Genomic DNA, 12,960 nt, shown 5'->3' on the forward strand with positions numbered 1-12,960 from the left:
AGCGAGCTTGCTCGCGAATGCATTGGGTCAGGCAATGAAGATGTTGAATGTGCCGACGTCTTCGCGAGCAGGCTCGCTCCTACACTGGATTTTGCGTGTCGCCGGGATTGGCACACGCCGCGAAAACCTGTGGGAGCGAGCTTGCTCGCGAATGCATTCGGTCAGCTATGACGATGTTGGATGTGCCGCCGTCTTCGCGAGCAGGCTCGCTCCCACACTGGATTTTGCGTGTTGCCGGTATTTGGCACATGCCGCTCCCACAGGGATTGGGGATTGAATGAAGACCGATGGTTCAGCACAAAACAGTGTAGGAGTGAGCCTGCAGCGAGGCTCAGACTTGCAACAACTGCCGGGTCATCGCCATCGAGGTTTCCAGCGACTGTCCGGTGCGCTGCAATTTGTTCAGCAAACTGGCGCCGAGCCAGAGCTGATACAGCGTCTCCGCCAACTTCCGCGCATCTCCCTCCGGCAGGCTTTTGTCGGTCTGGCCTTGTTCGATGCATTCGGTGATGCGCGCGACGATGCGTTCGGCGCCGTCGCGCAGGGTCAGGCGCATTGATTCGGAGAGGTCGGCGACTTCGGCGCTGAGTTTCACCACCAGGCATTCATCGCCGTGGCCTTCGAGGGTGCAGCGGTTCCGCCAGCCCTGCCAGTAATCCATCAAACGCTCGAAGGCAGTCAGCCCAGGCAATGTCAGGCGGCGCTCCATGTCGGCGAGGTAGTCGACGAAGTAATCCTCGAGCAGCGCCTGGCCGTACAACTCCTTGGATTTGAAGTAGTGATAAAACGAGCCCTTGGGCACGCCGGCGGTCTGCAGGATCTCGTTGAGGCCGACGCTGGTGAAGCCCTTCTCGGCCATCATCCGGTGGCCGGTGTCGAGCAAGTGTTGGCGGGTGTCGTCAAAGGTCGGCTTCATGGTGCGCAAAATTCCAGACAATAGACCAGTCGTATAGTTTTCAGGACCGGGAGTTTGCCATAACCGACGGGCAAAAACATTTTCTGAAAAAATTACTAGACGACTGGTCTAATTGGAAACTATGCTGCGCCCCGACACACAAATTCATGCGGCACCGACAACAAGCGAATCCCTCGCCTTCTGCCGATGCCAGACCAACCCAAGGGTGCTCTATGAAAATCTTGATGGTTCTGACTTCCCACGATCAACTCGGCAACACTGGCAAGAAAACCGGTTTCTGGCTGGAAGAGTTTGCCGCGCCCTACTTTGCCTTCAAGGACGCCGGCGCCGACGTCACCCTGGTATCGCCTGCCGGCGGCCAGCCGCCACTCGATCCGAAAAGCGATGAGCCAAGCGCGCAGACTGCCGAGACCGATCGCTTCCGCGCCGATCCGGCCGCACAACAGGCACTCGCCACCACTGGCCGTTTGGCTGACGTGAAGGCTGAGGATTTCGACGCAGTGTTCTACCCAGGTGGCCACGGCCCGTTGTGGGATCTGGCCGAAGACAAAGCCTCTATTGCACTGATCGAAGCCTTCGACCGCGCCAACAAACCTCACGGTTTTGTCTGCCACGCACCGGGTGTGTTGCGTCATGTGGTCCGCGCTGACGGCCAGCCAATCGTCAAGGGCCGTGATGTCACCGGCTTCACCAATGCCGAAGAAGCGGCGGTCGGCCTGACTGACGTGGTGCCGTTCCTCATCGAAGACGAGTTCCAGCGTCTTGGCGGGCGCTATTCGAAAGTTGCCGACTGGCAGGTGCATGTGGTGGCTGACGGTCAACTGGTCACCGGCCAGAACCCGGCCAGCTCTGCCGCCGTTGCCGAAAAGCTGTTGAAGATGCTCGGCTGAATCCCTCGCTCCAACCCGATCAACGCCGCGTGCGTACCGCCCGGCGTTGTTTTTTTGCCCAGTCACTAGTCGACTGGTCTAATCAGATTCAAGGCTTACTCCATGAATAACGCTTTCTTCACGCCTGCCAAATTGGGCGCACACACCCTGAAAAACCGCATCGTTCTGCCGCCCCTCACCCGCCAGCGCAGCACGCAACCGGGCAATGTCGCCAACGAGTTGATGGCCGAGTATTACCAGCAGCGCGCCGGTGCCGGTTTGCTGGTCACCGAAGGCACGCAGATCGAACCGCGCGGCCAGGGTTATGCGTGGACGCCGGGCATTCATACGCCGGAGCAGATCGCCGGTTGGCGCAAAGTCACCGAGGCGGTGCACGCCGTGGATGGCGTGATCTTCGCCCAGCTCTGGCATGTCGGTCGGGTCTCGCACACGGCGTTGCAGCCCAACGGAGACGCGCCGGTGTCGGCCTCTGCGGTGGCGACGGACCGCGTCAGCGTGTTCATCGAAACCGCGCCCGGTGTCGGTGAACTGGTGCCGCCGTCCGCGCCGCGCGCGTTGAGCACCGATGAAGTGCAGGAACTGATTCAGCTGTACATCCAGGCCGCGCGCAACGCGATGGATGCGGGTTTCGACGGCATCGAACTGCATTGCGCCAACGGTTATCTGGTCAACCAATTCATCTCCGCCCACAGCAACCTGCGCACCGACCAGTACGGCGGCTCACTGGACAATCGCTTGCGCTTCTTGCGCGAAGTGGTGGCCGGCGTCGCCGAATGCATTGGCAAGGACAAGGTCGGTGTGCGTTTCGCGCCGTTGTTTACTACCACCGATGAAGCGCGGACGTATCTGGGCCTGGTCGAGGAAGATCCGCACACAACTTACATTGCGGCGATCAAGATTCTTGAAGACGTCGGCATCGCCTACCTGTCGATCGCCGAAGCCGACTGGGACAACGCGCCAGCGATGCCGCAGACCTTTCGCCAGGCCGTGCGCGACACGTTCAGCGGCGCGATCATTTATGCCGGCCGCTACACCGCCAAAACCGGGGCGCAATTGCTTGAGTCGGGGCTGGCCGATCTCGTCGCGTTTGGCCGACCATTCATGGCCAACCCGGACCTGCCGGCGCGGATTGCCAATGACTGGCCGTTGAATCAGTTGAATCCGGCGACGGTGTATGGCGGCGGTGCCGAGGGTTATATCGATTATCCGACCTACCCCGCTTAAGAACCCCACACAAATCCCTGTGGGAGCGAGCCTGCTCGCGAAGGCGGTGGGTCAGTCAGCATTTGTATTGACTGACAGGACGCTTTCGCGAGCAGGCTCGCGCCCACTACAGGATGTCAGTGGCCGCTAAAACCTATACATAGCAAACAATCTGTATAACTATTGGAGTTCGAATCGCTCACCGGACTTCGCTCCATGCCCCCTGCCCACCGCTTGCTCCTGATCCTCGGCGACCAGCTGTCTTTCGACCTGGCCTCCCTGCAGCCACTCGACCCCCAGCACGACCTGCTGCTGATGGTCGAGGTCATGGAGGAAGCGACCCACGTCGCTCATCATCCGCAAAAAATCGCCCTGATCTTCAGCGCCATGCGCCACTTTGCCGAGGCGTTGCGCGATAAAGGCTACCGTGTCCAATACGTCCGCCTCGACGCCCCGGACAACAGCGGCTCAATTCTCGGCGAACTACAGCGCTTGCAAACCCTCACCGGCGCCGAACAGATTCATATCACCGAATGCGGCGACTGGCGCCTTGAGCAGTCAATCAAAGATTCGGGCTTGCCCGTGCATTGGCATTCAGACCGCCGTTTCCTCTGCTCCCGCGAAGAGTTCTCCAATTGGGCCAGCGGCAAGAAGCAGCTGCGCATGGAGTTTTTCTACCGCGAGATGCGGCGCAAGAGTCGGCTGCTACTCAATGGCGACGGCACGCCGGTCGGCGGTGCGTGGAATTTCGATGCGGAGAATCGCAAGGCGCTGCCTAAACACGCCAAACCGCCCTACCCGGCACGTTTCGCCAATGATGCAATCACCCAAGAGGTGCTGGTATTGGTCGGCGAGCGCTTCGCCAGCCATTACGGCACGCTGGACGACTTCAATTACCCGGTGACCCACGCCGACGCCCAAGCCCTGTGGCAATACTTTCTCGACTATGCGCTGGCCGGTTTCGGTGATTACCAGGACGCCATGGCCAGTGATGAGCCGTTTCTGTTTCACGCGCGGATCAGTGCCGCGCTGAACATCGGCCTGCTCGATTTGCGCCAGCTGTGCAGCGATGTCGAGGCGGCTTACTGGTCGGGGAGCATCGGCCTCAACGCGGCCGAAGGCTTCATTCGACAGTTGATCGGCTGGCGTGAATACGTGCGCGGTGTGTACTGGCTGAAGATGCCGGATTACGCCGAGGGCAATGTGTTTGGCAACACGCGCCCGCTGCCGGAGTTCTACTGGACGGGTGAAACGCAGATGAACTGCATGCGCCAGACCATCGGCCAAAGCCTGCAACATGCCTACGCGCACCACATCCAGCGGCTGATGGTCACCGGCAACTTTGCCTTGCTCGCCGGGATTGCGCCGAAGGAAATCTGTGAGTGGTATCTGGCGATCTACATGGACGCCTTCGACTGGGTCGAACTGCCCAACACCCTTGGCATGGTCATGCACGCCGACGGCGGTTACCTCGGCTCCAAGCCTTACTGCGCCAGCGGCCAGTACATCAATCGAATGTCGGATTACTGCGGCGACTGCGCCTACAAGGTCAAGGAAAGCAGCGCGGACGATGCCTGCCCGTTCAACGCGCTGTACTGGCACTTCCTCATGCGCCACGGCGATATCCTGCGCGGCAATCAGCGCATGGGCATGATGTACAAGAACCTCGACCGCATGCCGCTGGCCAAGCAGGATGAACTGTGGCAACGCGGACAAATGCTGTTGGCGAAACTGGATAACGGCGAGGCTTTCTAGTGCGCCTCAGGCCTGCCCGGCCATCCCGTTGCGCCCCGCCGCTTTCGCGCGGTACAGCGCCTGATCGGCGGTCTGGATCAACGCCGGCAGCGAATCCAGCTGCGCGCCCGTCCCCACCGCCATGCCGATACTCACCGTAATCCGAGCAAACGGACTGCCCGGGTGGGCGATGTTCGCTTGCTGCAAACGCTCGAGCATCAGTTGCGCCACCACCGTCGCCCCGGCGCTGTCGGTGGCCGGCATGATCACCGCCATTTCCTCGCCACCGTAGCGCGCGACCAGATCCGAGGGGCGTCGCACGCAGCCTTCAAGAATCTTGCTGACCGCTTGCAGGCAGGCATCGCCAGCGACGTGGCCCAAGGCATCGTTGAACAATTTGAAGTGGTCGATATCGATCATCAGCAAGGCCAGCGAGGTCCCGTCACGCTGCGCGCGCCGCGCTTCCACCGTCAGCGTTTCATCGAAACAGCGGCGGTTGGCCAGGCCGGTCAGAGCATCCTTCAGCGCCAGTAATTCCAGCTGCCGATTGGACGCAAGCAACTGCTGTTGGGCATCGCGCAACGCCTCTTCAGCCTCGGTGCGGCGGCGGATATCGAGAATCAGGAACCAGCCGATCAATCCGGTCAGCCCCAGCAGCCCGATCACTACCACCGCCGACAGCGCCGCTTCGATGCGCCACGCCGCCAGCGCTTCATCCTTGCCCAGGGCCACGGTGGTGATCAGCGGCAGCGTTTCGCTTTTGCGGAACGCGTACAGCCGCTCGACGCCGTCGAGGCTGGAGGTGTAGGAGGCAGTGCCGACAGAACGGTCGACGAGGTATTTGGCGTAGATCGGCGATTTGGAGAAGTTGCGGCCCATGTCCTGCTCGCGGAACGGGTAGCGCACCAGCAGCGTGCCATCGGTGTAAGACAGACCGATCGCGCCATCCTGGCCAACGTCGAGTTTGCCGAACACGCGCAGGAAGTTCTCCACCCCCAGCGTCACCGCTACCACGCCAGCGAACTGCCCGCCATCGTCGTTGAAGCGCCGACTGATGGTCACCACCCATTCGTGATTGGCACGGCTCTGGATCGGCGGGCCAATGAGGGGCTCGCGGCTCGGGCTGTCACGGTGGTGAATGAAATAGGCGCGGTCGCTGCTGTTGGCGCCCTCCGGAATCGGCCGGTTGGAGGACATCAGCCAATGCCCGTTCCGGTCATAGATGATGATGCCGCTGAGCTGGGGCATCAGCGGCTGCTGGCGGTCGATCAGGCTCTGGATGCGCTGAATCTGCGCCGGGCCGTTGCCCTCGGTTTCCAGACGTTCCACCAGCCCGAGCAAGAGCAGCGAGCTTTGCCGGACGATGCCTTCGGTGTAGGTGTTGAGCGCCTGGGTCAGGTTCAGGCCATGCACATCCACCTCGGCCAGCGCACGCTCGCGGGAAGACCAGACTTTCCAGATCGTCAGCGAAGTCAGGGAACAGCCGATCACCAGCAGCAGGAGCATTACAAGGCGAGTATCACGCTTCACGTCAGTACCTTAAGGAAGTCCGGTATCCATTCCAGCCATCATTCGAACGTCGGCACTCACGGCGGCCACGTGTTCCTGGGCGCAAGCATACAAGCAGTGTGCAGCGGCTGCAGCAACAGAGTGTGCAGCGCTATGCGGCGGGTTTGAGGATTTCCACGAGAAAATCGATGAACACGTTGATCCGGCTCGATCCACGGTGGTTGGGCAGGTACAGCGCGTTGATGCAACTGCTGGCGCTGCCGGGGTTGACTTCATAGTGCTCAAGCAAGCGCGTCAGGCGCCCGGCGGTGACGTCGTCGCGCACCAGCCAGTCGGCCAGCAGCGCCACACCGCCACCGCCAATCGCCGCTTCGCGAAGAATGTCGGCGTTGTTGCTTTGCAGGCGGCCCTGGACGTTGAGCTGAATCGGCTCTTCGTCGCCCTGAAAGGTCCAGTGATGATGGCTGCCGCCGTAGTCGAAGCGCAGGCATTGATGCTCAAGCAGATCCCGCGGATGTTCGAGCACTGCGCTGCGCGCCAGATAATCCGGGCTGGCGACAATCCAACGCTGAAAGTGGCCGACGCGTTTGCTGACGATGTCCTCGCTGACCACCGTCGAGCCGAGCCGCACTGAAACGTCGATCTGCTCGCTGAGCAAATCGCTGACCTGATCGCTCAGCGACAGACTGATCTCCAGCCCGGGATGGCGTTCAAGCAAGCGGCTCAGGTGCGGCGCAATCAGTCGCCGGCCAAACTCCACCGGCACGCTGATGCGCAAGCGGCCCTGGGCATCACTGCCACGATCGGCGACCACCGCATCGGCTTCGTCGATGGCATCGAGAATGGCCACGGCCTTCTCGAAATAGGTCTGGCCGGCGACGGTCACGCTGGTATTGCGCGTGGTGCGATTGAGCAGGCTGGCGCCCAACTCGTTTTCCAGCCCCGCCACTTGCCGTGTCACCGAAGACGTCGAAATCCCAAGCTTGCGCGCCGCCGAGGAATAGCCCCCGCAGCGCACGGTTTCAACAAACATCTTCAAGGCCAGCAACTTGTCCATAAGCGGGATCCGGTGGTGAGGGAACGCCGCTGATTGTGCATCAGCGCCCGCCACACGTCTTGTATCGTCGTGCTTGCCGGACCTCATCGCGACCTCAGACATCAGCCTTGCGACTCAGGAACAACGCCAGCGCCAACGCCGGCAACACCGCCACGGCGACGGCCGAGAGGTTCCAGCCGAAGTGTTCGTACAGCGGGCTGGCGACCAGTGAGCCGAGGGCGCCGCCAACAAAAATGCTGGTCATGTACACCGCATTCAGGCGTGCGCGGCTGTGCGGGTCGAGGGCGTAGACCTCGCGCTGGCCGAGGACCATGTTCAGCTGCACGGCAAAATCCAGCAGCACCGCACAGACCACCAGCCACACGTAACCACTGCCCGGCAGCGCGGCGATCAACAGTGACAGCGGCGCCAGCAGCAACGCCACCAAGGTACCGCGACGACCGTGCCCGGCATCGGCCAGACGCCCGGCAATCGGCGCGGCAATCGCACCCACCGCGCCGACCAGAGCAAAGATCGCCACCTGCGCCTGGCTGAAACCGTGGTGACGCATCAGCTCAATTGGCGCGAGAGTCCAGAACAGGCTGAAACTGGCGAACAGCAAACCCTGATACAGCGAACGCTGGCGCAACACAGGAAAGCGTCGGGCCAAGGCAAACACCGAACCGATCAACGCGACATAGGTGGCTTTGTGCGTCGGCACCCGGCGCGGCAATGCCACAGCGGTGATCAACGCGATCACCGCCATCAGTGCCGCCGCGCTGTAAAACACCCCGCGCCATCCGAACACTTCAACCAACAGACTCGACAGCGGCCGCGACAGCAGAATCCCCAGGAGCAGGCCGCTCATGATATTGCCGACCACGCGTCCCCGGCTGGCTTCCGGCGCCAAATGCGCGGCCAACGGCACGAGAATCTGCACCGCCACCGAGGTCAGGCCGATCAGCAAAGAGAGCAGCAGAAACAGCGACGGCGAATGAGTCAGGCCAGCACACAGCAGCGTGACACTGGCAGCGAGGGTGAAGCCCACCACCAGACGACGGTTCTCCATCAGGTCGGCCAGCGGCACCAGCAGCAACAAGCCCAGCGCGTAACCGAACTGCGTCAGCGACACGATCAGGCTGGCATTGGCGCTGGACAGGCCGATCTGCGGCGCGATCAGTTCGACGATGGGCTGCGCGTAATACAGGTTGGCGACGACCGCGCCGCAGCAGAAGGCCAGAAACGCGACCATCAGGCCGGAGAGTGAAGCAGGCTGTTCGGCCGGGGCCGCAACGGCAGGGTTGCCCGTAAGCATGGTGACACCTCGTTGAGTTCGGGAAAGTTGTGCCAAGGCTACGGTCAGCCGGCGGGGGCGAGAATCCGTGCCACTGGCAACGCACTGATGCGTGGCGCGCAACGTTGCTTGTGGCGCAACGCGCTGTTGCGCGGGCCGGTGATTCTCCGCTGCAAGGGTCTTCTCTACGCTTTGGCCCTGGCGCTGACGTCCGCATCGGCGCCCTTCCCCGGCTGCTACAAGGAGCGTTTCCATGACCCGCACTGCACTCGTCCTGCCACTGTCCGCCGCGTTTTTCTGCCGACCATGAACAGCCATTTGCTCAAATCCAGAACCCTGTGGATCAGCGTCGCCGTGCTCGCGGTGATCGGCCTGATCGTCGCCGTCGCGCTGATGTGGCGCCCGGCGATCGCACCAATCAAACGGCCGACGTCATTCGATACTGCGCAGTTGCAACGCGGCGCACGGGTGGTCGAGGCCGGCGACTGCGCGGTGTGCCATACCCGCCCCGGCGGCGAATACCTGGCCGGCGGGCTGCCGCTGGTGACGCCGTTCGGCACGCTGTACAGCACCAACATCACCCCGGATGCGCAGACCGGCATCGGCGAATGGTCACTGCCGGCCTTCGAGCGGGCGATGCGTAAAGGCATTGCCCGCGACGGCCACTTTCTCTACCCGGCCTTTCCCTACGTGCACTACCGGCGCATGAGCTCCGAAGACATCGCCGACGCCTATGCCTACTTGATCAGCGGCCCCGCCGTACACGCCCCTGCGCGGCAGAACCAGATGAACTTCCCGATGAACATCCGCCCGCTGGTGTCGTTCTGGAATCTGCTGTTTCTGCATGGCGAGCCGCTCACGCCGCTGGCCGAACACAGCGCGGCATGGAATCGCGGACGCTATCTGGTCGACGGCCCGGGCCACTGCGCCGGCTGCCATTCGCCGCTGAACCTGATTGGCGCGGAGAAATCCTCGCAATATCTGCAGGGCGGCAGCGTTGATGGCTGGGAAGCGCCGGCCCTGGTCGGCCTCGGGCAGCGCGCCAATCCGTGGAATCGCGAGCAATTGGTCGGCTATCTGCGCGCCGATGTCGTCGATGGCCACGGCACACCCGCCGGCCCGATGCGCCCGGTCAGCCTGAGTCTGGCGCGCTTGCCGGCCAGCGAAGCCGAGGCGATTGCCGACTACCTGCTGAGCCTGCAAAACCCGCACGCGGTGAGCGAAACCACCGCGAAAAAGCAGCCGAGCAGTCCAGCGGATCACAGCACCGGCGCCCTGCTCTTCAGCAGCGCCTGCGCCGGATGTCACGCACCCGCCGCGCCGATGCGCGAAATCGACGGCCGCCCAGGCCTGCAAAGCACCTCGGCACTACAAGCGGCCAGCCCGCGCAACTTTCTCAAGACCGTGCTTGAAGGCGTGCCCGCCATTCCCGGCGCGCCCGGCCCGGTGATGCCGCCGTTCGCCGCCAGCCTCGATAACGCCCAGCTCGGCGCACTGGCGGCGTATTTGCGCGAGCAAGCCAGACCCGAGCAGCCATGGACCGACCTTTCTTCCACTATTGAAGCGTTACGTCAGGAGACGAAATGAGCCAGATCACTCTCACCGTCAATGGAGCCGCCCAAGCGCTGGAGCTGGAACCGGACATGCCGCTGCTGTATGCGCTGCGCAACCACTTGAACCTCAACGGCGCCAAGTACGGCTGCGGCCTGGGCCAGTGCGGCGCGTGCACGGTGATCGTCGACGACCAACCGGTGTTCGCCTGCCTCACGCCGTGCGCAGGCCTTGAAGGGAAAAAAATCCGCACCGTGGAAAGCCTCGGCAGCGCAGACAAACCCGGCCCGTTGCAAGCGGCATTCATCGACAAGCAGGCCGCGCAATGCGGTTACTGCATCGCCGGCATGCTGATGCGCGCGCAGGCGTTGCTCGAACGCGATCCGCACCCGGACGAACAAACCATCCGCGAACACATGGCCGGCAATCTGTGCCGTTGCGGCACGCACTTGCGCATTATCGAGGCGATCAAACAGGTGGCTGGGCACAACGGGAGCCTGACATGAGCGAAGCAAACGGCTTGAACCCCAGCCGCCGGGCCTTCCTGCGTGGCGGCGCGTTGCTCATGGCTTTTACGCTGATGCCGGTAGCGCGGCGTGTCTTGGCCGACACCGAAGTCGACACCCTCGGCACCGTAGTGCTGGCCCCCGATCTGCCCGGCAGCCTGCGCACCAACCCATACCTCGACGCGTGGATTCGCATCGGCGCCGACGGCATCACCGTGTACACCGGCAAGGTCGAACTGGGCACCGGGGTGAAAACCGCGTTGCTGCAAATTGCCGCCGAGCGTTTGCAGGTGCCGGCCAGCGCAATCAACTTGCTCACCGCCGACACCGCGCTGACGCCGAATGAAGGCTACACCGCCGGCAGCCACAGCATTTTCGACAGCGGCACCGCGCTGTACAACGCCGCCGCGCAAGTGCGGGAAATGCTCGTCGACGCCGCCGCGCGCAGTTGGCAAGTCGATGCGGCACAACTGAGCACTCGCGACGGCATCATCGAAGGGCCAGCCGGTCAGCGCATGGCATATGCCGACGCGGTCAGGCATGTCGATGTGCACCAATACGCAAAGGCGCAATCACCGGCGATGGCGGCGGCCGATTTCAAACTGATCGGCCACAACCTGCCGCGCCTGGACATTCCGGCCAAGGTCAGCGGCGGCGCGGCATTCGTCCAGGACATGCGCCTGCCGGGCATGCTGCACGCGCGTGTCATCCGCCCGCCGCGTCCCGGCTGCACGCTTCAGGCGTTCGATGCCGCGTCCATCGAGGCGTTGAACGGCGTGGTCAAAGTGATTCGCGACGGCAACTATCTGGCCGTGGTCGCCCGTGATGAGTGGCAAGCGATCAAGGCCATGCGCGCCGGCATGGAGAGTGCCAAGTGGAGTGGCGGCGAGGCGATTCCCGAAGCCGCCGGGATTCACGATTTGCTCAAGCAACTGCCCTCCAAGCGCTATCCGATCAGCAACAACGGCAATCCCGGCGGCGCGACCGAAACGCGCTTCAAGGCGCGGGTGACCAAGCAGTACTTGATGCACGGTTCGATCGGCCCGTCCTGTGCGGTGGCCTGGTTCAACGACGGCGTGCTCACGGTGTGGACCCACACTCAGGGCGTCTATCCGCTGCGCGCAGGCATCGCCGAAATGCTGCGTCTGCCGCCGGACCGCGTGCGCTGCATTCATACCGAAGGCTCGGGTTGCTACGGCCACAACGGCGCCGATGATGCCGCCGCCGATGCCGCGCTGATCGCCATGCGCCTGCCGGGCACGCCGGTGCGTGTGCAATGGATGCGCGAGCAGGAAAATCTCTGGGAGCCGTACAGTTCGGCGATGGTCACCGAAATCGATGCCGGCCTCAGTCAGGGCCGTTTGCAGGACTGGAACTACGAGCTGTGGACCACCCCGCACAACGAACGCATCGTCAACGCTGGTCGCCTGCTGCCGGCACGCCTGTTGGCGAAACCCTTCGCTTCGGCGCCTTCGGTGCCGATCGCCCAGCCCGAAGGTGATGGCGATCGCAACGCGGTGCCGCTGTACGAGCTGGGCGCGACGCGGATCAACATGAACTTCGTCACCACCATGCCGCTCCGCACTTCGGCCATGCGCTCGCTGGGTGCGCACATCAACATCTTCGCCATCGAGGCAGGTATTGATGAGTTGGCGATCAAGGCCGGGCTCGATCCGCTGGCGTTACGCCTGGCGCATCTGCGCGACCCACGTGCCCGGGCTGTGATTGAGCGCGTGCGTGACGAAATCGGCTGGCCCCACAAGAGCAACGAGCCCGGCGCGGGGATCGGTTTTGCCTTCGCCCGCTACAAGAACATCATGGGTTACTGCGCCCTCGCGGTGAAATTGCGGGTGCATCCGCAGACCGGCGAGATCCGTGTCGATCATGTGGTGACAGCGGTAGATGTTGGCCAGATCGTCAGCCCCGATGGCCTGCGCAATCAGGTCGAGGGCGGCATCGTCCAGTCGGCCAGCTGGACGCTCTACGAAAAAGTCGCCTACGACGCCGGCGGCATTCGCAGCTACGACTGGAGCGGTTATCCGATTCTGCGCTTTACGCAATTGCCAAAAAAAGTCGACGTGCATTTGCTTGATCAACCGGGCGAACCCTTCCTCGGTGCTGCCGAAATCGTCCAAGGGCCAATGGCTGCGGCTCTCGGCAACGCGGTCAGCAATGCCACCGGCCGGCGCTGGCTGAATCTGCCGCTGACTCGCTCGACCCAACCCGCCTGAACCACGCCCGCGTTCATCAGCGATGAGCGCGGGTGCCGTTGCGTTGCGCGCAAAACTGCGTAGCGCCGGCCACGGATTATCAGCCCCGCC

General features: G+C 62.9%; 10 protein-coding genes. 6 read left to right on the top strand and 4 right to left on the bottom strand.

What is annotated here, in order from left to right; all coding sequences use genetic code 11:
- Positions 1-331 precede the first annotated feature (331 nt).
- A complete protein-coding gene (locus tag D8U61_RS16140) occupies positions 332-916 on the bottom strand; it encodes a TetR/AcrR family transcriptional regulator (RefSeq protein ID WP_130927283.1) in 585 nt (194 codons plus the stop codon).
- Positions 917-1,128: 212 nt separating this feature from the next.
- On the opposite strand from D8U61_RS16140, the gene D8U61_RS16145 reads away from it, so the two are divergent.
- The 3 genes from D8U61_RS16145 to D8U61_RS16155 all read left to right on the top strand — a co-directional run bounded on the left by D8U61_RS16145 (position 1,129) and on the right by D8U61_RS16155 (position 4,764).
- Positions 1,129-1,806, top strand: coding sequence for a type 1 glutamine amidotransferase domain-containing protein (locus D8U61_RS16145; protein WP_073476243.1), 678 nt, complete (start codon positions 1,129-1,131; stop codon positions 1,804-1,806).
- A 102-nt stretch (positions 1,807-1,908) separates the two neighbouring features.
- Positions 1,909-3,030, top strand: coding sequence for an alkene reductase (locus D8U61_RS16150; protein WP_125927083.1), 1,122 nt, complete (start codon positions 1,909-1,911; stop codon positions 3,028-3,030).
- A 195-nt stretch (positions 3,031-3,225) separates the two neighbouring features.
- Positions 3,226-4,764 (top strand): cryptochrome/photolyase family protein, encoded by a 1,539-nt coding sequence (locus D8U61_RS16155; protein ID WP_125927084.1) that lies wholly within the window; start codon positions 3,226-3,228, stop codon positions 4,762-4,764.
- Between the two features lie 6 nt (positions 4,765-4,770).
- Here the strand turns inward: D8U61_RS16155 and D8U61_RS16160 are convergent, their stop codons facing one another.
- From D8U61_RS16160 to D8U61_RS16170, 3 genes are all read right to left on the bottom strand, one after another.
- The gene (locus tag D8U61_RS16160) at positions 4,771-6,273 is read right to left on the bottom strand and encodes a sensor domain-containing diguanylate cyclase (protein ID WP_130927284.1); all 1,503 of its coding nucleotides are present in this window, start codon (positions 6,271-6,273) and stop codon (positions 4,771-4,773) included.
- A gap of 130 nt (positions 6,274-6,403) precedes the next feature.
- Positions 6,404-7,309, bottom strand: coding sequence for a LysR family transcriptional regulator (locus D8U61_RS16165; RefSeq protein ID WP_130910788.1), 906 nt, complete (start codon positions 7,307-7,309; stop codon positions 6,404-6,406).
- Between the two features lie 94 nt (positions 7,310-7,403).
- Entirely contained in the window at positions 7,404-8,603 is a 1,200-nt protein-coding gene (locus tag D8U61_RS16170) for an MFS transporter (protein WP_122505585.1), read from the bottom strand.
- 285 nt (positions 8,604-8,888) lie between these two features.
- Here D8U61_RS16170 and D8U61_RS16175 point away from each other — a divergent pair, with 285 nt between their 5' ends.
- From D8U61_RS16175 to D8U61_RS16185, 3 genes are read left to right on the top strand one after another with little or no spacing between them, the layout of a single operon-like run.
- Positions 8,889-10,169, top strand: coding sequence for a c-type cytochrome (locus tag D8U61_RS16175; RefSeq protein WP_130927298.1), 1,281 nt, complete (start codon positions 8,889-8,891; stop codon positions 10,167-10,169).
- On the top strand, positions 10,166-10,639 hold the full coding sequence (locus D8U61_RS16180) for a (2Fe-2S)-binding protein (protein ID WP_130902671.1): 474 nt from the start codon (positions 10,166-10,168) through the stop codon (positions 10,637-10,639). Before D8U61_RS16175 ends, D8U61_RS16180 begins: the two co-directional genes overlap by 4 nt.
- Positions 10,636-12,870: a molybdopterin cofactor-binding domain-containing protein gene (locus D8U61_RS16185; RefSeq protein WP_130927285.1), complete on the top strand. Its 2,235-nt coding sequence runs from the start codon at positions 10,636-10,638 to the stop codon at positions 12,868-12,870. The genes D8U61_RS16180 and D8U61_RS16185 overlap by 4 nt, the downstream gene beginning before the upstream one ends.
- The last annotated feature ends 90 nt before the right edge of the window (positions 12,871-12,960 follow it).

Source organism: Pseudomonas sp. Sample_14 (genome assembly GCF_004307515.1).
GTDB lineage: Bacteria > Pseudomonadota > Gammaproteobacteria > Pseudomonadales > Pseudomonadaceae > Aquipseudomonas > Aquipseudomonas atacamensis.